Source organism: Marinobacterium sp. MBR-111 (assembly GCF_040547585.1).
Lineage (GTDB): Bacteria > Pseudomonadota > Gammaproteobacteria > Pseudomonadales > Balneatricaceae > Marinobacterium > Marinobacterium iners.
In genome coordinates this window covers 12,841-34,189 of sequence record NZ_JBEPQA010000032.1, presented here as the reverse complement: position 1 = coordinate 34,189, position 21,349 = coordinate 12,841, and the positions used below count along the sequence as shown (strand labels likewise).

Below are 21,349 nucleotides of genomic sequence, written 5' to 3'. Positions count from 1 at the left end.
AGCAGTAGGTGAAGCATCAACCAGATAATCCGATGAGATGCCGGTCTGTCTCACTCTCATGCAAAGGTAAGATCAACCATTTAATCCGCTTACCCGAGAAATTGAAGCGCGACTCTGATACTAATGATCAGCGCGTAAGTTCGTTGACTACAGCGTCGAATCTCCCAATTCATCCCGGTTAACTATGTCTAAAAACAGAAGAGTATAGAGTTTGTGAAAATTTCGCAGGTACAGGAAAATAATGTAATTCCGATCACTACCTGCGCACGTGTGCTGACACGTCTGCCCAACCTGGAGGCGAATGATAGCTTGGACGAGTTGCTATCTTGAAATATCGCGATCAGTTAAGTCCAAGTGGGTGGAAACTGACACTTACATATTTATGATTTTCGGAACATTCTGGGCGTAACCCCAGTCCACTGTTTAAAGGCACGAGTGAATGATGCTGGCTCTGAATACCCCAACTTTCTAGCTATTTCTGATATCGGTAATGAGGGACGGCTAAGATAGTGAATAGCGGTATTACGGCGTAAGTTATCCCTCAGCTCTTGAAACGAGGTTCCTTCTTCTGTCAACTTTCTTCTCAGCGTACGCGGTGTCACATGCAGAGCAGATGCTATGCACTCCATATCTGCATCAAATGATCCTGTTCTATTTTCGATCTGGTCCAGTACTTTGCGTGTAAAGGCTGGAAAATAAGCTTGGCGCATGAACCATTCCAACGGAACTCGGCGCAGATACGCTCGTATTGATTTGGGTGTCTGAACAACAGGCAGGTTAAGTAGTTCTGCATCAAAAAAAAATCCGGTTTCAGATTGATTGAATCGTACTGTGCAGGGAAACAATAGACGATATTCCGTACTGTGTTCAGGTTGAGGGTAGGAGAAGTGGATTTCCTTAAGTTTGATGCGTTGTCCTGTCAACCAGCTAGGAAAACGGTGCCAAATAAGCATCAAAAACTCGCTTAACAAATGATAGGCATCCTTGTCCGGTTCTGTTAATTTCATTGAGAAAACGGCTGTACCTTCATTAAGTCTGAAGCTCAAATCTATGGCATCAGTCAATAAGTTATAAAATTGACGGATATGTTGATAAACGGATTTAAGATTCTGGCAGTGGACGGCCTGTTTTGCCATTAGATTAAAAACACCATAACGAGATGGCACAGATCCAAGCCCAAGGAATTCATCATCACCGTCTCGCATAACGGCAAGCATCAAGCGGGCAAACTGATTAGGTGTAACCCTCAGTTGCCTACAATTCAATATGTCCTCACAAAGACCTGCTTCATCCAGTATTGCTGAGCAGTCCAGGCCCATTAGTGCTGCTGACGCAATGGCACTGCGAGGGTAGTGGGTTGATATGGAAAGATGCTCGATACTCATCGTTTTGACCTATGGAAATTGCAGCGTATTCGCAAGGGGTGGAACTCGTGATTGGAAAGTTTCATTGAGGGTTCCGTGTCCGAAAATGTTAATTTTTAGGCCATGGCGGTCATTGTGACACAAGTGCAATCAGATGAGACTGTGGCAACAGAAATGTCGGCCCAGGTCCTCAACATACTTGCCATTTATCCTAATAGTAACTGATGCCTGGGCGGTGTTAGCACACCTATAAAGGAAAATTCCTATGCAAAAACGTGAGGTAGTTGTTGTCAGTGGTGTTCGTACCGCTATTGGTAGTTACGGTGGCAGCTTGAAAGGCTATGCTCCCCATGAGTTAGCCACTCTAGTAGCCAAGGAGACGATCAAGCGAGCAGGGATTGCCCCCGAGGAAATTCATCAAAGTGTATTTGGTAATGTTTTACCGACTGAGCCACGTGATTTTTACTTGGCTAGGCTTGCGGCCGTAAATGCTGGTGTCCCGGAATCTTCTCCTGCAATTGGAGTTAACCGCCTGTGTGGTAGTGGTCTGCAGGCCATTCTGACTGCAGCCCAACAAATAGAGTTGGGTATCAGCAAAGCGGTTATTGCCGGGGGAGTTGAGTCCATGAGCCGTGCACCTTATCAGCTTCCTACCACTCGTTTCGGTCAACGGATGGGAGATGGCGTATTAGTGGACCCTGTTGTTGGTGTGCTCCATTGCCCTTTCGACAATGTGCATATGGGAATAACGGCTGAAAATGTTGCTGAGAAATATGGTGTAACCCGTGAGCAACAAGATGCTTTGGCAGTTAGAAGTCACAATCGTGCCCAGAATGCAATTGAACGAGGCTACTTCAAAGGCCAAATACTCCCTGTCGAGGTAGGAGGGCGCAGAGGGTCAATTATGTTCGATACCGATGAGCATGTTCGTGTTGATTGCTCTGTTTCTGACTTGTCCAAACTGAAGCCGGTTTTTAAAAAAGATGGTTCTGTGACCGCTGGTAACGCGTCTGGTATGAACGACGCCGCCGCAGCCATCGTGATGATGGATCGCCATGAGGCTGAGGCTCAGGGCATCAAGGCAATGGCGCGCCTGGTGGATTATTCCGTCGTGGGCATCGATCCGAAGATCATGGGTATCGGCCCTGTTCCGGCGATCCAGGAGGTGCTGGAGCGTAACAATCTCAACGTTAAGGATATCGATGTCTATGAAGTCAACGAAGCTTTTGCTGCCCAGGCACTGGCGGTATCCCAGCTGTTGGACCTGCCACGCGAGCGTGTAAACCCTAATGGTAGCGGCATATCTTTGGGTCACCCAATCGGTGCGACTGGCGCGGTAATCACGGTGAAAGCCTTGTATGAGTTGGAACGTATAAATGGCCGCTATGCCATAGTCAGCCTGTGCATCGGCGGTGGCCAGGGTATAGCAGCACTGTTTGAGCGTCCTTAATCAATAATATTGAACACTGGGTAATAAAGCGTGATGTCGGTTCTATTTGTCCATCAACGGTCTCTTTTTCCCAGAATGAATAACGAATTTAGATTGTCTGCAGATGGCTAGGCAAGTTGCACCTTGGGGCCAGCGATGGCTCATCTTTTTTCACTGCGGGCATGAACGAGGTATAAGAATATGTTTAGCGGTCAGGCAGTAAGCCTTAACGCGCTCGAAAATGATCTGGTTGAATTGATACTGGACCTTAAAAATGAATCCGTTAACAAACTCAACACCTTAACTTTAAGCGAGCTGGATCAAGCGGTCAGCCTGCTGGAGTCCAGTGATGTGAAGGGACTACTGATAATTAGCGCCAAGCCCGCTTTTGTCGTAGGTGCCGACATCACCGAGTTTCAAGGCATGTTCTCACTGAGCACGGCTGATCTCCACCAACGTATCAGCGAAACGCATGCACTTTTCTCTCGACTGGAGGCGTTGCCGTTCCCGACCGTTGCCGCTATCAATGGCATGGCGCTGGGCGGCGGTTTCGAGTTGGCACTGAGTACTGATTTCCGTGTCTTGGCTAGCGATGCTCGCGTGGGTCTGCCGGAAGTTACCTTGGGTATCTGTCCGGGCTGGGGTGGCACTGTACGCCTGAGCCGCCTTATCGATGCCGCTGCTGCGACTCAGTGGATGCTGACCGGCAAGCCGCAGAAGGCCAAGGCTGCGCTGGAACTGGGCGCCGTTGACCGCGTTGTTGAGGTATCTGATCTGCGTACCGAAGGTGTGTCTCTGCTGCAGTCCGCCGTGAAGGGAGAAACGGACTACCTGGCCAAACGCCAGAGCAAACAGCAGGTTCTGGAAAATGGTGCAGAACTCAAGGCTATGGCTGTGCAGATGACCAAAAAGCTGGATCCGAACTATCCGGCACCGCACAAGATTCTGGAGCTGGTGTCCAATCACGTCACGCTGCCGTTTGCTGAAGCGCTGGTCAGTGAAGTAGATGCTTTCGTCGCTTTGGCCAAGTCTGATGCCGCCAAGTCTCTGGTTGGCCTGTTCATGAATGATCAGCTGTTGAAGAAAAAAGCACGTGGCTGGATTAAACAGGCGACTCCGGTGAAAAAGGGCGCCGTACTGGGTGCTGGCATTATGGGTGGTGGCGTAGCCTACCAGTCTGCTTCTACCGGGACACCGATCCTGATGAAGGATATTCGCGACGAAGCCCTTAAACTGGGTATCAACACCGCTACCGGCCTGCTCAACAAGCAGATCGAAAAAGGCCGTCTGGACGAAGCAGGCAAGCAGAAAGTCCTTGGCTCTATTCAGCCGACCCTTGAATACATCGATTTCCACGATGTGGATATTGTCGTGGAGGCGGTGGTGGAAAATCCGACCGTTAAAGCAAGTGTACTTGCGGAAGTCGAAAAGTCCGTTCCTGAAAATGCAGTACTGACTTCCAATACTTCTACCATCTCCATCGACCAGCTGGCCAAGAGCGTTTCCCGCCCGGATCAGTTCTGCGGTATGCACTTCTTCAACCCGGTACACGTAATGCCGCTGGTGGAAGTAATACGTGGCAGCCAGACCAGTGATGAAACTATCGCGCGAACCGTCGCCTATGCTGCCGCTATGGGTAAAACCCCGATCGTGGTGAACGACGGTCCGGGATTTCTGGTGAACCGCATTCTGTTCCCGTATTTCAATGCCTTTAACCGCCTGCTGGTCGATGGCGTGGACTTTGAGCGCATCGACCGAGTGATGGAAGGTTTCGGCTGGCCGATGGGCCCGGCGTACCTAGCCGATGTGGTCGGTATAGACACTATGGTACACGCAGATCATGTGATGCAGGAGGGTTTCCCAGGTCGAATGGGGCATGACGCTGATGTGGTCGCGGAAGCGTTGCTGGATGCCCAGCATTTGGGGCAGAAAAACGGCAAGGGCTTCTACAGCTATGGCAAGGATGAAAACGGCCGTCGCTTCAAGAAAGCCTCTGCGGTAGCACAGGACCTGATTGATATCCGCATCAAAACCAAGGTTGAGCTGACCGATCAGGACATCATCGATCGTTTGATGATCCCGATGTGTCTGGAAACGGTACGCTGTCTGGATGATGGAATCGTGGAAACACCTGCAGAAGCCGATATGGGCCTGATTCTGGGGCTGGGATTCCCGCGCTTCCGCGGTGGCGCGCTGCGTTATATCGACACCCTGGGTCTCGACGAGTTTACCCGTCGTGCTGAAGCGCACCAGGTCAATGGCCCGCTGTATGAGCTGACCGAAGGTTTCAAGGCACGTCTGGCTGAAGGCCGCACCTATTATTGATGATCGCGTCCCGGCTGCTTGGGCAGCTGGGTGTCAAAAACACAAGAGGCTTGCAGCCAAGGTGCTGGAAGCCGGGATCAGAAAAGCATGAACGAATACAAACACCCCCTAACTGATGCTGAATTTGTCCTCAACGAAGTCGTCGGTTTCGATGCCCTCTGTGCCGAAAACGGCTTTGACGACATCAACGCTGAACTGGCATCCGTGATCCTGACGGAAGCCGGCAAGTTCGGTACTGGCGTGCTGTCTCCGCTGAACGTGGTGGGTGATACCCAGGGCGTTAAGCTGACAGATAAAGGTGTGGAAGAAACGCCTGGGTTTAAGAACGCCTACCAGCAGTTCGTTGAAGGTGGTTGGAATTCCTTGATTGCAGATGAAGCCTTCGATGGTCAAGGCCTGCCCAACGTATTGGGCACCGCCGTCAATGAAATCTGGCAGTCTGCCAACATGGCGTTTGCCCTTTGCCCTATGTTGACTCAGGGTGCAGTTGAAGCTATTGCACACCACGGTAGTGACGAGTTGAAACAAACCTACCTGCCGAAGATGATCTCCGGCGAATGGACCGGCACCATGAACCTGACCGAGCCGGATGCGGGTACCGATCTGGCGGCGATCAAAACCAAGGCAGTTCCGAATGGCGATCATTACCTGATCACCGGTCAGAAAATCTTCATCACCTGGGGTGACCACCAGATGACTGACAACACCATCCACTTGGTGCTAGCGCGTCTGCCGGATGCACCGGCGGGTGTGAAGGGTATCTCTCTGTTTGTCGTGCCCAAGTTCCTGCTTGATGAAAACGGCAACCTAGCAGTCTGTCGGATTAACGGGGCTCAACGAAGTGATACAGCCCTCGCCCTTAATTACCCGTGATCACCCCCGTAGAGGCGGCCACTGAACGTTAGTCGCGATGATCAAAGCCTCACAGCGACTCGTGGGCACCCTGTCAGTCTCTTCAGCCTGCCGCCAGGCGGTGCATCCGTTTGATATTCCATGCCAGTGTGGCCAGACGCCACTCACCACTGACTTTATCCAGCCCCCTGAGTGAGAACTGCCTGAACCCCATCACGTGTTTGATGATGCCGAACACCGGCTCCACGGTATGTTTGCGCAGCGCATAACGGACCCGTCCCGCCTGTGTTTTCAGACGATAGGCCATCTGCTCAACGGGATCTTCACTGTCCGGTGCCATCGCCTCGGCCGCAAAACGCTCGAACAGTGGCTGGTGGTGGACGTCTCGTTTCATGGCAATAAGAGGCTCAATACCTTGCTGGCCGCACACCTTAACATTCTCAGCACTGAAGTAACCGGTATCCGCCAGCAGATGGGTCACCTTGCCCAATGAGGCTGGCAAGGCGGTCAATGCGTTCAGCAGTGGCATGACTTGTTGCTTGTCATTCGTCGCTTGCGTGACGTGTACAGAGGTGACCAGCATGCTCTCAGTATCCACCACTGCCTGGGCGTTATAGCACTGATCAAAACCCTTACCCGTGACCGGCATGATGCGTGACTGTGGATCTGTGAGATTCACCTGATCCTTATCGCGTGGACCTCCCATCGGAGGCTTGGGGTCACGCCCACGCGGCTTTTTACCTGCCTTTCGCTGTGCATCGCGTTTGGCTATTTTATCCTGGTAAGCGGTTTGCTCTGCGGCATCCCGTTCTTGCGCACGGGCTTCGATTTTGAGCTTTGCCTCTGCAATGGCCGCCAAACGGGCTTCACGCCGCGCGATTTCGGCCGGAATGTCCATACCATCGGTCGCGACATCGTTGTCGGCCGCCTCGGCCCGTTGAATCAAGGCGTTTACCTCGGTCTTGAGCTGAGCCTCCAGCTTCTTGGCATGTCCATAGGACAGCGCCTTGTGCTTGCTGGCATTGGCTTTAACCTTGGTGCCATCGAGGGCGATGGTGCCGAACTTGAGCAGCTTCATCTCACGTGCCAGCAACAGTACCTGAACAAACAGTTGCTCCAGTTCGGGTAGAAAGCGACGGCGGAAAGTGGCCAGCGTATCGTGGTCGGGATGGGTGTTCGCGGCCAGGTAGCGGAATGCAATCGAGTCGTAGGTGGCGCGTTCGATCTTGCGGCTGGAGATCACGCCAGTGGCGTAGCCGTAGATCAGCAGGCTCAGCAATACCGCAGGATGATGCGCCTTATGGCCTCGGCCAGCATACTGCTGTGTCAGCGCAGACAAGTCCAGCTGCTCGACCACATCGACAACAAAGCGCGCCAAGTGCTCGTCAGGCAACCACTCATCAACCGAAGGTGGCAGCAGGTAATCGGTCTGGCGGTCTACTGGAATAAAGCGGCTCATGATGACGTTCCGGTCGTAGCTCGATGACAGGTGGATTATCTCACAGGGCTATCGAAAACCCGACAGGCTGCTAGGTGCCCGCAATAATGCACACTGTGTGTCTGTTGAGCACAAGCTGGGTATCCACGGCAGCCCGACCTGTGTCATGAGCTTCGGTGATAACGAAGGTGCAGTTGGCTACCTAGTGGGTGAAGCACACAAGGGACTGGCTTACATGTTTACCATGATGAACTGCGCCCGTCAGGCTGTGGGCCTGCAGGGTGTCGCCATTGCCGAGCGCTCCTACCAGCAGGCGCTGGAATACGCCAAGGACCGTCTGCAGGGTACTAAGAAAGACGGTAGTCGTTTCTCCATCATGAAGTTCCCGGATGTGCGCCGTATGCTGATGCAGATGAAGTCCGGTACTGAAGCCATGCGTGCGCTGGTACTGGTCGGAGGGGCAGCTGTTGACCGTGCTGTATGCGCCACTACCGATGCGGCCAAACGCAAGGAGCAGGCACGCCTGGAGCTGCTGACGCCGATTGTTAAAGGATGGATCACCGAACTGGCACAGGAGCTGACCTACCTGGGCACTCAGGTCAACGGCGGCATGGGCTATATCGAAGAAACCGGTTCTGCCCAGCACTATCGTGATGCGCGTATCCTGACCATTTATGAAGGCACCACTGGTATCCAGGCTCTGGACCTGGTGGGCCGCAAAACCCTGATGAATAAGGGTGAAGCCTTGGCTGATCTGCTGGCCGAGATTGAAGAGACGGTTATTGCGCTGGAAGGTGAAGCCGCATTTGCCGAGCAGGGCAAGGCGCTGCGCGAAGCGCTTGAAGCCGGTCAGGAGGCACGTGCCTGGCTGTTGGAAAATGCCGAAGCCGATCCGGCTGCAGCCGGATCGGTCAGCGTACACTTCATGATGCTGTTCGGTTTCCTCTGTGGTGGCTGGCTGATGGGCAAGTCAGCCCTGCGTGCTCAGGCGCTGCTGGAGGCCGGTAATGGCGATCCCGAGTACCTCAAGGCCAAACTGGTTACCGCCCAGTTCTTCTCTGAGCACCTGCTGCCACGTACCAAGGCCAGCCTGGAAACCATCCGTAAGGGTAGTGCCAGCATCATGGCACTGAGCGAAGATCAGTTCTGATCCTGTCGAGTCTGGCCGGGTGGGGCTGAGTACCTGCCCAGCCGCTTAATCCGCGTCCGCCGACATCTGCGCCGGGCAGGCTCAATAACAAGAAAAAGCATCCCGGGCGTGTTTGATAGCCCGAGATATGAGTGAGGTAGAGCATGAAAGTACTTGTCGCCGTTAAGCGCGTCATCGACTACAACGTCAAGGTGCGCGTCAAGTCGGATAACACCGACGTGGATCTGGCCAACGTCAAAATGGCCCTGAACCCATTCTGTGAAATCGCCGTGGAAGAGGCGGTACGCCTGAAGGAAGCGGGTACTGCGTCTGAAGTGGTGGTCGTCTCCATCGGACCCAAGGCCTGTCAGGAGCAGATTCGTACCGCATTGGCACTGGGCGCCGACCGTGGCATCCAGATCGAAACCGATGCCATGCCCGAGTCTCTGGGCGTAGCCAAACTTCTGGTCAAGGTCGTGGAAGAAGAGCGGCCGCAGCTGATGATTCTGGGCAAGCAGTCGATCGATTCCGATAACAACCAGACCGGCCAGATGCTGAGTGCGTTGCTGGATCTGCCGCAGGGTACCTTCGCCTCTGAAGTTAAGGTTGCAGGTGACAAGGTTAACGTGACCCGTGAAGTGGACGGCGGTCTGCAGACAGTAGTCCTGAACCTGCCGGCGATCGTCACCACCGACCTGCGTCTGAACGAGCCGCGCTACGCTTCTCTGCCGAACATCATGAAAGCCAAGAAAAAGCCGCTGGATGTTAAGACCCCGGCTGATCTGGGCGTCGAGCTGAAGGCTCACACCCGCGTGCTGAAAGTGACGCCTCCGGCCGAACGCCAGGCGGGCATCCGCGTCAGCAGCGTGGATGAGTTGGTCGATAAACTGAAAAACGAAGCCAAAGTAATTTAAGGGGGTGATCTGATGGCTATTCTGGTAATTGCAGAACATGACAACAGTACCCTGAAGGGCGCCACACTGAACACGGTTATCGCTGCTTCCCAGATCGGTGGTGAACTGCACCTGCTGGTCGCGGGTGAGGGTTGTGGTGCCGTGGCCGATGCCGCGGCACAGGTGAACGGTGTCAGCAAGGTACTGGTGGCAGACAATGCGGCTTACGGACACCAGCTGGCTGAAAACCTGTCCAAGCTCGTTGCCGAGCTGGGCAAGGATTACAGCCATGTAATCGCATCAGCGACCACCACCGGCAAGAACTTGATGCCGCGCGTCGCCGCACTGCTGGACGTGGCGCAGCTGTCCGACATCACCGCGGTTGAATCGGAGTGCACCTTCCAGCGTCCGATCTATGCCGGTAACGCCATCGCCACCGTCGAGTCGCTGGACCCGATCAAGGTGATCACCGTGCGCGGTACCGCCTTTGACGCTGCCGCCGAAACCGGTGGTTCCGCCAGTGTGGAGGCGGTTTCTGCCGTTCATGACTCGGGTACGTCTGCATTTGTCGGTCAAGAGATGGCGCAGTCCGATCGTCCGGAACTGACCGCTGCCAAGGTAGTGGTGTCCGGTGGTCGCGGCATGGGTAACGGCGAAAACTTCGCCATTCTGGAAAAACTGGCTGACAAACTGGGTGCTGCTTTGGGCGCCTCCCGTGCCGCGGTTGATGCCGGCTTTGTGCCCAATGACATGCAAGTCGGTCAGACCGGCAAGATCGTGGCGCCGGAGCTGTATATCGCCGTAGGCATCTCCGGTGCTATCCAGCACCTGGCGGGCATGAAAGAGTCCAAGATCATCGTGGCGATCAACAAGGACGAGGAAGCACCGATTTTCCAGGTGGCCGATTACAGCCTAGTGGCCGACCTGTTTGAGTCGGTGCCGGAGCTGGAGTCCAAGCTCTAAGGCTGTGCGTTCGATAGATCCCTTGTGCTTTGTTCTTTAGAGTTCAGGGCTAATCTTTTGCGACTGCCGAGCGCATCCTGAGGCGCTTGGAGGGGTACGTTATGCGTGAATCGATGGAATTCGATGTGGTTATCGTCGGGGCAGGCCCGGCGGGCCTGTCCACTGCCTGCCACCTGATGCAGCAGGCGCAGGAAAACGAACAGGAATTGACCGTCTGCGTGGTCGAGAAGGGGTCTGAGGTCGGTGCCCATATCCTCTCCGGCGCAGTGCTGGAAACTCGGGCACTGGATGAGCTCTTTCCTGACTGGAAAGAGAAAGGTGCGCCACTGAACACCGCCGTAACCGAAGACGAGGTCTACTTGCTCACGGATGCCCAAAAGGGCATCAAGGTGACAAGTGCATAACTTGGCAACATCAGTCACGTTGCTGGCTCCCACGAGGGGCTTAGACGAGGCTTGAGCCGTATGCGGGGAAACTCACGCGTACGGTTCTTGGGGGGCTGGGGCGCAGCAATGCGCCTTGGCTACCCGACATGCGACAATCGGTTACGTTTTATGAAGAGGGTAACCGGCTGATTCTGGATTTAAGGCAAGTAACTGGCTTTGTGCGGAGTGAGAATGAGATGGTGATTAAAACAGCTATTACCGAGATGTTCGAAATTAAACACCCGATCATCCAAAGTGGCATGCAAAGAGTGTCTACGGCGGAGCTGGTGTCCAGCGTTGCCAATGCAGGTGCGTTAGGTTTTCTCAGTGCTTTGACACAGCCTAGCCCGGACGCGCTGGCAGACGAAATTGCACGTACTCGGGAGATGACCGATAAACCGTTCGGAGTCAATCTGACCCTCCTCCCGACGCTTAACCCTGTACCCTATGAGGCCTATGCTCAGGTGATCGCGGACTCCGGCGTGCCTGTGGTTGAAACTGCCGGGCGCAGCCCGGGGGCGCTCATGCATATCTTTGAGCAGGCCGGCGTAAAAGTGGTACATAAATGCACATCGATCAAACACGCGAAGAAGGCAGAGGCTTTAGGCTGTGCTGCCGTTACAATTGATGGTTTTGAAGCTGCAGGGCACCCTGGAGAGGACGATGTTACTTCTCTGGTGTTGTTACCTCGGGCGGTAGACCAACTTTCAATTCCAGTCATTGCCTGCGGTGGCTTTGGTGACGCCAGGGGGGTGCTTGCTGCATTTGCGTTAGGTGCTGAAGCTGTTGCTATGGGAACACGCTTCATGGCAACACAAGAGGCACCGATCCATCCAAACGTTAAACGACAGCTTATAGCAGCGTCTGAATTGGATACAAAATTGATCCTGCGATCTTTCCGTAATACGGCTCGGGTGTACGCTAATAGTATCGCGGAGGATGTAGCTCGGATTGAAGGTAAGGGGAATGCTGTGTTCGATGATATAGCCCCTTTGGTTTCCGGCAAGCGAGGCGCTGAAGTTCTGACAAGTGGCGACCTTGAGGCTGGTATTTGGTGGGCTGGCCTTTCATCAGGTCTAGTACACGATGTACCAACGGTAGGTGATTTAATCGAACGTCTTGTCAGTGAATCTACGAAGATACTGCAGCAGAATCTCGTCAGTCGCTTTAGTTAACTCTTTCCTGAGCAGGGTCGCTCTCTTGGTATGGTCGCATCCGAGCGCTCTGCTTTGCTTCCTTATTCATCTAACTTCTTGGGCTCCCCCTGTATCCGTCAACTCATTGATGCCGACTACACTACATAGCTTACAATTTTGTAAAGCAAGACTCATAAGTTGACATTTTTGTAACCAATTTGAATTGAAATTTATAAGATTTTTTCAATTATTTATTTGAAAACAGTTAGTTATAAGGTCTGGCATCAATCCTGCTTTATAGGTAGTAACCTAAGTCGAGGCAGCCATTCTTCGACTTATTCGGTACTTATAAAAACAAAGCAGGAGTTATCGAATATGGCTATGACAGGTGTATTGCGTCCCGGACATGCACAGGTTCGAGTGCTTGATCTTGAAGAAAGTATCAAATTCTATCGTGACGTGCTTGGTTTGGTTGAGACAGGGCGAGATGATCAGGGGCGCGTATATTTTAAGTGCTGGGATGAGCGTGATCACAGCAGTTATATAATCCGTGAAGCAGATCAGGCTGGTATCGATTTTTTCGGTTTCAAAGTGCTGGATGAGGCTACCCTTGACCGGTTAGAGCTCGATCTGAATGCCTATGGCATAGAAACACACCGCCTCCCTGCGGGTGATTTGTTGGAGACTGGAGAGCGCGTTCGATTTACTCTTCCGTCCGGTCACGAAATGGAGCTGTATGCGACTAAAACCGCATGTGGAAACGGCATACCAGTTATCAATCCAGCGCCATGGAACGAAAGCTCCGAGAAAGGTATTGCACCGGTTCGCTTAGATCACACCCTGCTGTATGGGCCCAATATTGCTGAAGTTAAGAAAATATTCATTGATGTGTTGGGCTTCTACCTGGTTGAGCGTGTACTGAGTGAAGACGGCGAGGGTGAAGCAGCCATCTGGTTGTCATGCTCCCATAAAGTGCACGATATTGCCTTCGCCGAATATCCTGAGCCAGGTAAGCTGCATCACTGTTCTTTTCTTATGGAAAGCTGGGAAAAAGTGCTGCGTGCCGGCGACATCATGTCAATGAATGAGGTTGCCGTAGATATTGGACCCACTCGCCACGGAGTTACCCGTGGGTGCACCATCTATGCCTGGGATCCTTCAGGCAACCGTTTTGAAACCTTTATGGGCGGTTATCAGCCCTATCCTGATTATGAGCCGTTGACTTGGACGTTTGATAATTTCGCTCAGGGACTCGATTACCCCCAGCGTAAATTGCATGAAACATTCCTGACTGTAGTCAGTTAACGCTAATAGCAGACTTTTCTTTCAAAGTGGGTTCGGATAGCTGCCCTTATGGCATCTAGGTACCGACTTTGTTTCTAAAGAGTCAGGGAGAAGAGGTTATTTAATCATGCGCGTTGTTAAGAGCGATACCAAGCGCCAAGGCCTGGGGCACCTAACCAAATATGTCAGGGTGAGAAGTAAGGCCGACTCGCGTTTTGTCGAGTTCGATTTTGCCATTGGTGATCCTTCGCTGTTTGTCGAATTGGTGATGCCCAAGGGCGCCTTCGACGCGTTCTGTGCCACCAACGAAGTGGTGCACATGACAGAAGAGCAGATCCGCGCAGTGGACGCCGAGATGGAGAAGTGGCGTTACGGTGAGGACACCCTGATGTCGCACAACCATGATCACCGTGACGATTGATGTCACCCCTTCCTTCGATTGATAACAACAACTAAACGGGAAAGAGTTCAATGACCATTGAAATCAAGACCTCAACGCTGGAGCCGGTGCGCAACACCTTCGCGCATATCGAAAAACGCTTTGGTGACAAGCCCGCAACACGCTATCAGGAAGCGACCTACGATGTGCAGGCCGAGACCAACTTCCACTACCGCCCGCTGTGGCAGCCGGAGCATGAGCTCAACGATGTCGGCCGCACCGCGCTGGTGATGAACGACTGGTATGCCTTCAAGGATCCGCGCCAGTTCTACTACGGCACCTACGTGCAGCAGCGCGCGAAAATGCAGGAAGCCGCCGAGAACAGCTACGCTTTTTTCGAAAAGCGCAATCTGGCCAACCATCTGAGCGAGTCGGCTCGCGCTGATGTAATCCGTTACCTGTTGCCGCTGCGCCATCTGGAGCACACCGCCAACCTTAATAACATGTATGGCACCGCCTACGGCTACGGTACTGCCATCACTCAGGCGCTGCTGTATGACGGCATGGACCGACTGGGGATCGCCCAGTACCTGTCCCGCATGGGCCTGATTCTCGATGGCAACAGTGGCGATGCGCTGGTGGAAGCCAAGCAGCTGTGGATGGATGCCCCGATCTGGCAGGGCGTGCGTGCTCTGTGCGAAGAGACCCTGGTGACTAAGGACTGGTTTGAGCTGTTCCTGGCGCAGGATCTGGTGATCGATACCCTGGTCAACGAGCTGTTCTACAACCAGCTGGACCAGAAGCTGGTCGCCAACGGCGGTCAGGATATCGCCATGCTGCTTGAGTTCATGCAGGACTGGAGCAAGGACACCAGCCGCTGGGTGGATGCGGTGCTGAAAGTCGCCGCAGCGGAATCCGAACAGAACAAGACACTGCTGGCGCAGTGGATTGAAACCTGGCGTGGCAAGGCAGCAGAAGCCTTTGCACCCGTAGCTGAAGAGATGCTGGGCAGCGATGCGCTGGCCGAGGCTTTGGCTGTACTCGACAAGCGTGTGGCGAAAGCCGGAATCCAGTAAGGAGCAGCATCATGTCAAAAGTCTATATCGCCCTGCAGGACAATGACCTGTCCCGTTACATCGTTGAAGCGATCGAAGAGGACAACCCGGACGTTACCGTTATCCACAACCCGGCCATGATCCGCATCGAAAACGAAGGCTACCTGGTGGTGAACCGGGAAACCGTGGAAGAGAAACTGGGCCGCGACTGGGATATGCAGGAGCTGCATCTGAACCTCATCACCCTGGGCGGCAATGTCGACGAAGACGACGACAAGCTGAGCCTGTCCTGGAACGCATAATAAAAAGGTGAAACCGATGGCTGCAAAAAAACTGAATTTAAAAGAGAAATACAGTCTGCTGACCCGTGATCTGGACTGGGATTTTTCCTATCAGGATCGCAAGGAGGCCTTCCCGTTTGAAGAGTTCGAAGGCATCAAGATCACCGACTGGTCCAAGTGGGAAGACCCCTTCCGCCTGACCATGGATTCTTACTGGAAATACCAGTCTGAAAAAGAGAAAAAGCTCTACGCCATTCTGGACGCCTTCGCGCAGAACAACGGCCAGTTGAACGTGACCGATGCACGTTATGTGAATGCTATTAAGATCTTTTTGACGGCAATTTCACCACAGGAATATCAGGCACATCAGGGCTTTGCCCATATTGGTCGTCAGTATGGCGGCGTGGGTGCGCGAGTTGCCTGCCAGATGCAGTCACTGGATGAACTGCGTCACGTGCAGACTCAGGTTCACGCCATGAGTCAGTACAACAAGTACTTCGATGGCTTCCAGAATTGGTCGCACATGCAGGACCGTGTCTGGTACCTGTCGGTGCCGACCTCCTTCTTTCATGATGCGCGCAGTGCCGGTCCGTTCGAGTTCCTGGTAGCGATCGGCTTCAGCTTTGAATACGTGCTGACCAACCTGCTGTTCGTGCCGTTCATGTCCGGCGCGGCCTATAACGGCGATATGGCCACCGTGACCTTCGGCTTCTCCGCCCAGTCCGATGAAGCGCGTCACATGACCTTGGGCCTTGAGGTGATCAAGTTCCTGCTGGAGCAGCATGAGGACAACGTACCGATCGTGCAGAAGTGGATCGATAAATGGTTCTGGCGTGGTAGTCGTCTGCTGACAGTAGTAGCCATGATGATGGACTACATGCTGCCGAACAAAGTGATGAGCTGGAAAGAAGCTTGGGAAATCTACTTTGAAGAGGCCGGTGGTGCTCTGTTCAAGGATCTTGCTCGCTATGGCATCACCATGCCGAAGTACGCTGATCAGATGGAAAAAGAAAAAGAGCATGCTTCGCATCAGGCCTGGTGGACATTTTATACGCACGGGCAAGCGGTTGGATTCCATACATGGATTCCGACCGATGAAGAGCTGGACTGGCTAAGCGAGAAGTACCCGGATACGTTCGACAAATACTACCGTCCGCGCTGGGAGTTGGCGCGCGAGCTGGAAGAGAAGGGTGAGCGTTTCTACGATGGTCATCTGCCGCAGCTGTGCTCGACATGTCAGCTTCCATTACTGTTTACGGAGATGGATGATCCGATGCTATTGGCACATAGAGAAAGCGTTTATAACGGCGACCATTACCATTTCTGCTCAGATGGTTGTAAGGACATATTCGATGATGAGCCAGAGAAGTATGTGCAGGCTTGGCTGCCGGTGCATGAAATACTGAAGGGTAACTGTGGAGGGCCAGAGTTGGCGGAAATTCTAACGGATTACTGTGGCATTAACTTGGGCGCCGACAACCTGGATATTAAAGGCTCACCTGATGAGGTGCGCTGGAAAAAGTGGAAGGGTGTTGCCTGATTATTTCATCAACTGTCTGATTTAAAGGGTAAGGCGGGTTGAATCCCGCCTTACCGGGAGAAAATATTATGCCTGTACATGCTATTGCTCCGGACTATACCGGTAACGTTAGAGATCGAGTTGAGAATTTCAATGGCCAGCAAGTGGTGTATATCTGTTGGGAGCGGCATCTGTTGTTCTCTTACCCGTTTGCGTTACTTGTGCCTGCAGATATGTTGTTCTCAGAGTTTCGTGACCAGGTATTGGGAGAGGCATTTTCAGCCCACCCTGAGTGGTCTCAGATAGATTGGTCTACGGTGACGTGGACACAGGGCGGAAAAGTCATCGAGCCCAGCCCTTCGCAGACGTTAGAAGAACAAGGTATCCATCACAAGGCCAGCCTGCGCTTTAGTACACCGGGCCTCAATGGCATATACGGGCAGTCATTGTAGCCAGGAGGATTGTGATGAGTTACGAAGTAACTGTAGAACCGACAGGTGACGTGATTGAAGTTGATGAAGGGCAGACCATTCTGGACGCAGCTCTTCGTCAAGGTGTTTGGCTGCCGTTTGCCTGTGGCCATGGTACCTGTGCGACCTGTAAGGTGCAGGTACTGGAAGGTGATGTTGATCTCGGAAATGCTTCTCCCTTTGCATTAATGGATATGGAGCGAGAGGAAGGCAAGATTCTGGTGTGCTGTGCCACGCCCGAGAGCGATCTGGTGATCGAAGCCGACATCGACGTCGACCCTGACTTCATGGGCTACCCGGTACAGGACTATATCGGTACTGTCACCGACATCGTCGATCTGTCACCTACTATCAAGGGCATCACCTTTGAACTGGACAATGCGATGGAGTTTCAGGCCGGGCAGTACGTCAACCTGAAAATTCCCGGAGTTGAAGGCACCCGTGCCTTCTCCATCGCCAACAAACCCAGCGATGATCGCCACGTGGAGCTGCACGTCCGCTTGGTACAGGGCGGTGCCGGTACAACCTGGCTGCATGAGCAGCTGCAGGTGGGCGATACACTGGATATTTCCGGCCCCTACGGTCAGTTCTTTGTGCGCAAATCCGATGATCAGGACGTGATCTTCATCGCCGGTGGTTCCGGTCTTTCAAGTCCGCAGTCGATGATTCTGGATCTGCTGGAAGCGGGCGATAGCCGTCAGATCTACTTGTTCCAAGGCGCGCGCAACGTCAGTGAACTGTACAACCGTGAACTGTTTGAAGCGCTCGACCGCGAGCACGATAACTTTCACTACATTCCGGCGCTGAATGAGCCGCTTGAAGATGATCAATGGCAAGGCTTCAAGGGCTTTGTCCATGAGGCCGCCATTGACCGGTTTGATAACCGTTTCAGCGGGCACAAGGCTTACCTGTGTGGTCCACCATTGATGATTGATGCGGCCATCACCGCATTAATGCAGGGGCGTTTGTTTGAGCGTGACATTCACATGGAGCGTTTTGTGACGGCTGCCGATGGTGCGGAAGAGCAAACTCGTTCAGCATTGTTCAAACGAATCTGAATGCTATTTTCGCCATAGTTGTCGGACCGATGCACTCTGAAAAGGTCTGGGACAACTCTTTGCGGAATCTTCTTTGAGAGGGAGGTTCCGCTTTTTTGTGTGTAAATACCTTCACTTTCTTGATTAATACCTTTTTAGTATCAAGGCAAATAAAAAATAGTATTAGATGGTATGGGGTTGGTTGATTAGTCTGTTTGTAGTTCTCGGTTCTTATCGCTATTTGAGTTTTTTGTATTCGAGAGTGAGTTTCTAAACTAATCAAACAACAGGTGAAGCTGATATGCGCCTGATCAATAACTTCATAAACGGGCATTTCGAGGCAGCTGAGCATGATAAGCGCTTCGAAAAACGTTCACCAGTCAACAACGAAACTATCGCTTCCATCGCCGAAGCGGGGCGCTTGGATGTGGATCGTGCTGTTATGTCGGCCCGCAACGCCTTGCAGGGTGAATGGGGGCTGCTGTCGCCCGAGCAGCGTGTAGACCTGCTGTACGGTGTAGCGGACGAAATTACCCGCCGCTTCGACGAGTTTGTCGAGGCCGAAATGGCTGATACCGGACAGCCGCACCATGTCATGACCCATGCGTTCATTCCGCGCGGTGCCGCTAACTTCAAGGTGTTTGCCGATGTAGTCAAGAACGTGGCCAGCGAATCCTTCAGAACCTCCACACCCGATGGCCGTGGCGCTCTTAACTACGCCATGCGTGTGCCCAAGGGTGTGATCGGCGTAATCTCGCCCTGGAACGCACCTTTCCTGCTGATGACCTGGAAAGTCGGGCCGGCGCTGGCCTGTGGCAATACCGTGGTGGTCAAGCCCTCAGAAGAGACGCCGTTGACGGCCGCGTTGCTGGGTGAAGTGATGAACAGCGTTGGCATTCCACAGGGTGTCTATAACGTGGTCAACGGCTTTGGCCCCAACTCGGCGGGCGAATTCCTGACCCAGCATCCTCAGGTGGATGCAATCACTTTCACCGGTGAAACTCGTACCGGCACCGCGATCATGAAGTCCGCTGCTGAGGGTTGTCGTGACGTGTCGTTCGAAATGGGTGGCAAGAACGCTGGCATCGTCTTCGCTGACTGTGATTTTGATGCGGCGGTAGACGGTATCTTCCGCTCCGCATTCCTCAACAGTGGTCAGGTTTGCCTGGGTACGGAGCGCGTCTACGTTGAGCGCCCGCTGTTCGAGCGCTTCGTGAACGCCCTTAAAGCCAGGGCTGAAAGTGTTCGTTTTGGTCACCCACTGGACAAGGCGTCCAACTATGGTCCGTTGATCAGCAGTGAGCACCGTGAAAAGGTGCTGTCTTACTACCGCAAGGCGGTTGAAGAGGGAGCGACTGTTGTCACCGGGGGTGGTATTCCCGAGATGCCCGCAGAGCTGGCTGCGGGCAACTGGATCGAGCCGACCATCTGGACCGGCCTGGCCGATGATGCCGCTGTGGTGAGCGAGGAAATATTTGGCCCCTGCTGCCACGTTCGTCCTTTCGACACTGAAGAGGAGGTGGTCGCTCTGGCCAACAACACCGACTACGGTCTTTCGACCACCATCTGGACTCAGGACCTGACCCGGGCGCACCGCATGGCAGAGCGCGTTGATGTCGGTATCACCTGGATCAACAGTTGGTTCCTGCGCGACCTGCGCACTGCGTTTGGCGGCTCCAAGCAGTCCGGTATCGGCCGTGAGGGGGGCGTGCACTCGCTGGAGTTCTACACCGAAACCCGCAATGTCTGCATCAAGCTCTGAGGTGAAGAATGGAGACTAACAGGATTCAAGAGTTCGGTGACGCGCTGTACAACGCTTTCGTCGAGCGTCGCACGATTGCGCCGCTGACCGATCAGGTTCCCGACCTCACGCTTGAGGATGCCTACCGCATCCAGGAGCACTTTATCGCCCGTCGCCTTGAAGCCGGCGAGCAAATTGTCGGCAAGAAAATCGGTGCCACCAGCAAGCCGGTGCAGCAGTTTCTCGGGGTCTATCAGCCCGATTTCGGTCAGTTGACGTCCGGTATGGTGTTCACCGATGGCGCCACTCTGGACCTGAACGGGCTGATCCAGCCCAAGGCCGAGGCTGAGCTGGCTTTCGTGTTAAAGGAGGATTTGAAAGGTCCGGGCATCACGGCGATGGATGTGATTCGTGCTACCGATTACGTAGTGCCCTGCTTCGAGATCGTCGACTCCCGCATCGATGACTGGAAAATCAAGATTCAGGACACGGTGGCGGATAACGCCTCCTGTGGCGTCTATGTGCTGGGCGAAACCAGGGGTGATCCACGCAAGCTGGATCTGACGCTGGCCGGCATGGTGCTGGAGAAAAACGGCGAGCTGTTTTCCACCGGCGTGGGCGCTGCGGTGCAGGGTTCTCCGGTCAATGCTGTGGTCTGGTTGGCCAATACCCTCGGTGAGCTGGGTATCCCATTCAAGGCCGGCGAGGTGATTCTGTCCGGTTCCCAGTCACAGTTGGTGCCGGTCGTCGATGGTGACGAGCTGGTGTGTACGGTCGGTGGTCTGGGCAGTTGCCGCGTCAAGTTCAGCGGAAGGAGTGCAGTCTGATGGTTACCCTGTCTCGTGAAGATATCGTACGTCTGTGTGAACGTGTTGAAGGGGCTCAGACCCGTGCTTACGCGATCCCGAAACTGACCGACGAATATCCCAATATGACCATGGCTGACGGCTATGCGATTCAAACCGAACTGCGCCGTCGCTTTATCGAGCAGGGACATGCCCTGATCGGCTGGAAAGCGGGCCTGACCTCCAAGGCCAAAATGAAACAGATGGGTGTGGATGTACCGTCCATTGGCTTTCTGACCGACAAAATGGCACGGCCGGAAAACTCCTCGATCACGGTATCCGATCTGGTGCACCCACGGGTGGAGTGCGAAGTGGCTTTCGTCACCAAGGCGGATTTGAGCGGTCCTGGCTGTACCGCCGAGCAGGTGCTGGCCGCGACCGATTATGTGCTGCCGGCCATCGAGATCATTGACTCCCGTTTTTCGGGTTTCAAGTTCGATCTGGAAAGTGTCGTGGCTGATAACGGCTCTTCCGCACGCTTTGTCAGTGGTGGCCGTGCGCGCTATCCGGATGAACTGGATATGCGAACGTTGGGCGTCGTGCTGGAGAAAAACGGTGAAATTGTGGAAATGGGGGCGGCTGCTGAAGTGCTGGGGCATCCTGCCGAAGCGGTCGCGATGCTGGTCAATATTCTGCATGACCTGGGTGAAACACTGCCGGCCGGCAGTTTTGTCATGAGCGGTGGTATCACCGCCGCTGTAGCGGTACAGCCCGGCGATCACATCAATGCCCGATTCCAGGAGCTGGGCTCCATTTCCATTCGATTCGAACAATAACAACAGGA

At 53.7% G+C, this 21,349-nt stretch carries 19 protein-coding genes and 1 pseudogene; 18 read left to right on the top strand and 2 right to left on the bottom strand.

Annotated features, from left to right (window positions below; translation table 11 throughout):
• Window positions 1–380: 380 nt before the first annotated feature.
• Window positions 381–1,385, bottom strand: coding sequence for an AraC family transcriptional regulator (locus ABIE61_RS16760; protein ID WP_354411581.1), 1,005 nt, complete (start codon window positions 1,383–1,385; stop codon window positions 381–383).
• Between the two features lie 244 nt (window positions 1,386–1,629).
• On the opposite strand from ABIE61_RS16760, the gene bktB reads away from it, so the two are divergent.
• From bktB to ABIE61_RS16745, 3 genes are all read left to right on the top strand, one after another.
• A complete protein-coding gene (gene bktB / locus ABIE61_RS16755; protein ID WP_354411578.1) occupies window positions 1,630–2,814 on the top strand; it encodes a beta-ketothiolase BktB in 1,185 nt (394 codons plus the stop codon).
• A 180-nt stretch (window positions 2,815–2,994) separates the two neighbouring features.
• Window positions 2,995–5,118, top strand: coding sequence for a fatty acid oxidation complex subunit alpha FadB (gene fadB / locus ABIE61_RS16750; protein WP_354411576.1), 2,124 nt, complete (start codon window positions 2,995–2,997; stop codon window positions 5,116–5,118).
• Window positions 5,119–5,205: 87 nt separating this feature from the next.
• Window positions 5,206–5,991, top strand: a complete 786-nt coding sequence (locus ABIE61_RS16745) for an acyl-CoA dehydrogenase family protein (protein ID WP_354411573.1) — start codon at window positions 5,206–5,208, stop codon at window positions 5,989–5,991.
• Between the two features lie 82 nt (window positions 5,992–6,073).
• On the opposite strand, the gene ABIE61_RS16740 is transcribed toward ABIE61_RS16745, so the two are convergent.
• Window positions 6,074–7,429, bottom strand: coding sequence for an IS1182 family transposase (locus ABIE61_RS16740; RefSeq protein ID WP_354411571.1), 1,356 nt, complete (start codon window positions 7,427–7,429; stop codon window positions 6,074–6,076).
• Between the two features lie 97 nt (window positions 7,430–7,526).
• Between ABIE61_RS16740 and ABIE61_RS16735 the strand changes: the two genes are divergently transcribed.
• The 15 genes and pseudogenes from ABIE61_RS16735 (at window position 7,527) to dmpH (ending at window position 21,341) form a co-directional block, all read left to right on the top strand.
• Window positions 7,527–8,558: an acyl-CoA dehydrogenase family protein gene (locus ABIE61_RS16735; RefSeq protein ID WP_354411569.1), complete on the top strand. Its 1,032-nt coding sequence runs from the start codon at window positions 7,527–7,529 to the stop codon at window positions 8,556–8,558.
• Between the two features lie 143 nt (window positions 8,559–8,701).
• Window positions 8,702–9,451 (top strand): electron transfer flavoprotein subunit beta/FixA family protein, encoded by a 750-nt coding sequence (locus ABIE61_RS16730; RefSeq protein WP_354411567.1) that lies wholly within the window; start codon window positions 8,702–8,704, stop codon window positions 9,449–9,451.
• Window positions 9,452–9,463: 12 nt separating this feature from the next.
• Window positions 9,464–10,393, top strand: a complete 930-nt coding sequence (locus tag ABIE61_RS16725) for an electron transfer flavoprotein subunit alpha/FixB family protein (protein ID WP_354411564.1) — start codon at window positions 9,464–9,466, stop codon at window positions 10,391–10,393.
• Window positions 10,394–10,494: 101 nt separating this feature from the next.
• Window positions 10,495–10,794: pseudogene (locus ABIE61_RS16720) on the top strand (NAD(P)/FAD-dependent oxidoreductase); the annotation flags it as partial.
• Window positions 10,795–10,925: 131 nt separating this feature from the next.
• Complete coding sequence (locus ABIE61_RS16715) at window positions 10,926–11,993, top strand: NAD(P)H-dependent flavin oxidoreductase (protein WP_354411562.1); 1,068 nt, start codon at window positions 10,926–10,928, stop codon at window positions 11,991–11,993.
• 336 nt (window positions 11,994–12,329) lie between these two features.
• A complete protein-coding gene (locus ABIE61_RS16710) occupies window positions 12,330–13,259 on the top strand; it encodes a catechol 2,3-dioxygenase (RefSeq protein ID WP_502915069.1) in 930 nt (309 codons plus the stop codon).
• 106 nt (window positions 13,260–13,365) lie between these two features.
• Window positions 13,366–13,659 (top strand): phenol hydroxylase subunit, encoded by a 294-nt coding sequence (locus ABIE61_RS16705; protein ID WP_354411561.1) that lies wholly within the window; start codon window positions 13,366–13,368, stop codon window positions 13,657–13,659.
• Window positions 13,660–13,709: 50 nt separating this feature from the next.
• A complete protein-coding gene (locus ABIE61_RS16700; protein ID WP_354411558.1) occupies window positions 13,710–14,693 on the top strand; it encodes an aromatic/alkene monooxygenase hydroxylase subunit beta in 984 nt (327 codons plus the stop codon).
• Window positions 14,694–14,704: 11 nt separating this feature from the next.
• The gene (locus ABIE61_RS16695) at window positions 14,705–14,974 is read left to right on the top strand and encodes an MmoB/DmpM family protein (protein ID WP_354411555.1); all 270 of its coding nucleotides are present in this window, start codon (window positions 14,705–14,707) and stop codon (window positions 14,972–14,974) included.
• 16 nt (window positions 14,975–14,990) lie between these two features.
• Complete coding sequence (locus tag ABIE61_RS16690; RefSeq protein WP_354411552.1) at window positions 14,991–16,493, top strand: aromatic/alkene/methane monooxygenase hydroxylase/oxygenase subunit alpha; 1,503 nt, start codon at window positions 14,991–14,993, stop codon at window positions 16,491–16,493.
• Window positions 16,494–16,561: 68 nt separating this feature from the next.
• Window positions 16,562–16,924 carry a phenol hydroxylase subunit P4 gene (locus ABIE61_RS16685; protein ID WP_354411549.1) on the top strand — a complete coding sequence of 121 codons (363 nt, stop codon included), beginning with the start codon at window positions 16,562–16,564 and terminating at the stop codon, window positions 16,922–16,924.
• A gap of 14 nt (window positions 16,925–16,938) precedes the next feature.
• Window positions 16,939–18,000, top strand: a complete 1,062-nt coding sequence (locus ABIE61_RS16680; RefSeq protein ID WP_354411547.1) for an NADH:ubiquinone reductase (Na(+)-transporting) subunit F — start codon at window positions 16,939–16,941, stop codon at window positions 17,998–18,000.
• Between the two features lie 280 nt (window positions 18,001–18,280).
• Complete coding sequence (locus ABIE61_RS16675; RefSeq protein ID WP_354411545.1) at window positions 18,281–19,741, top strand: 2-hydroxymuconic semialdehyde dehydrogenase; 1,461 nt, start codon at window positions 18,281–18,283, stop codon at window positions 19,739–19,741.
• Window positions 19,742–19,749: 8 nt separating this feature from the next.
• Window positions 19,750–20,547 carry a 2-oxopent-4-enoate hydratase gene (gene dmpE, locus ABIE61_RS16670; RefSeq protein WP_354411542.1) on the top strand — a complete coding sequence of 266 codons (798 nt, stop codon included), beginning with the start codon at window positions 19,750–19,752 and terminating at the stop codon, window positions 20,545–20,547.
• Entirely contained in the window at window positions 20,547–21,341 is a 795-nt protein-coding gene (gene dmpH, locus ABIE61_RS16665) for a 2-oxo-3-hexenedioate decarboxylase (RefSeq protein WP_354411540.1), read from the top strand. The genes dmpE and dmpH overlap by 1 nt, the downstream gene beginning before the upstream one ends.
• Window positions 21,342–21,349 lie beyond the last annotated feature (8 nt).

Excerpts from the sequence above, each read along its gene's own strand:
- ABIE61_RS16760 (WP_354411581.1), bottom strand. The coding sequence starts at position 1,385 with ATGAGTATCGAGCATCTTTCCATATCAACCCACTACCCTCGCAGTGCC.
- bktB (WP_354411578.1), top strand. The coding sequence starts at position 1,630 with ATGCAAAAACGTGAGGTAGTTGTTGTCAGTGGTGTTCGTACCGCTATT.
- fadB (WP_354411576.1), top strand. The coding sequence starts at position 2,995 with ATGTTTAGCGGTCAGGCAGTAAGCCTTAACGCGCTCGAAAATGATCTG.
- ABIE61_RS16745 (WP_354411573.1), top strand. The coding sequence starts at position 5,206 with ATGAACGAATACAAACACCCCCTAACTGATGCTGAATTTGTCCTCAAC.
- ABIE61_RS16740 (WP_354411571.1), bottom strand. The coding sequence starts at position 7,429 with ATGAGCCGCTTTATTCCAGTAGACCGCCAGACCGATTACCTGCTGCCA.
- ABIE61_RS16730 (WP_354411567.1), top strand. The coding sequence starts at position 8,702 with ATGAAAGTACTTGTCGCCGTTAAGCGCGTCATCGACTACAACGTCAAG.
- ABIE61_RS16725 (WP_354411564.1), top strand. The coding sequence starts at position 9,464 with ATGGCTATTCTGGTAATTGCAGAACATGACAACAGTACCCTGAAGGGC.
- ABIE61_RS16715 (WP_354411562.1), top strand. The coding sequence starts at position 10,926 with ATGCGACAATCGGTTACGTTTTATGAAGAGGGTAACCGGCTGATTCTG.
- ABIE61_RS16710 (WP_502915069.1), top strand. The coding sequence starts at position 12,330 with ATGGCTATGACAGGTGTATTGCGTCCCGGACATGCACAGGTTCGAGTG.
- ABIE61_RS16705 (WP_354411561.1), top strand. The coding sequence starts at position 13,366 with ATGCGCGTTGTTAAGAGCGATACCAAGCGCCAAGGCCTGGGGCACCTA.
- ABIE61_RS16700 (WP_354411558.1), top strand. The coding sequence starts at position 13,710 with ATGACCATTGAAATCAAGACCTCAACGCTGGAGCCGGTGCGCAACACC.
- ABIE61_RS16695 (WP_354411555.1), top strand. The coding sequence starts at position 14,705 with ATGTCAAAAGTCTATATCGCCCTGCAGGACAATGACCTGTCCCGTTAC.
- ABIE61_RS16690 (WP_354411552.1), top strand. The coding sequence starts at position 14,991 with ATGGCTGCAAAAAAACTGAATTTAAAAGAGAAATACAGTCTGCTGACC.
- ABIE61_RS16685 (WP_354411549.1), top strand. The coding sequence starts at position 16,562 with ATGCCTGTACATGCTATTGCTCCGGACTATACCGGTAACGTTAGAGAT.
- ABIE61_RS16680 (WP_354411547.1), top strand. The coding sequence starts at position 16,939 with ATGAGTTACGAAGTAACTGTAGAACCGACAGGTGACGTGATTGAAGTT.
- ABIE61_RS16675 (WP_354411545.1), top strand. The coding sequence starts at position 18,281 with ATGCGCCTGATCAATAACTTCATAAACGGGCATTTCGAGGCAGCTGAG.
- dmpE (WP_354411542.1), top strand. The coding sequence starts at position 19,750 with ATGGAGACTAACAGGATTCAAGAGTTCGGTGACGCGCTGTACAACGCT.
- dmpH (WP_354411540.1), top strand. The coding sequence starts at position 20,547 with ATGGTTACCCTGTCTCGTGAAGATATCGTACGTCTGTGTGAACGTGTT.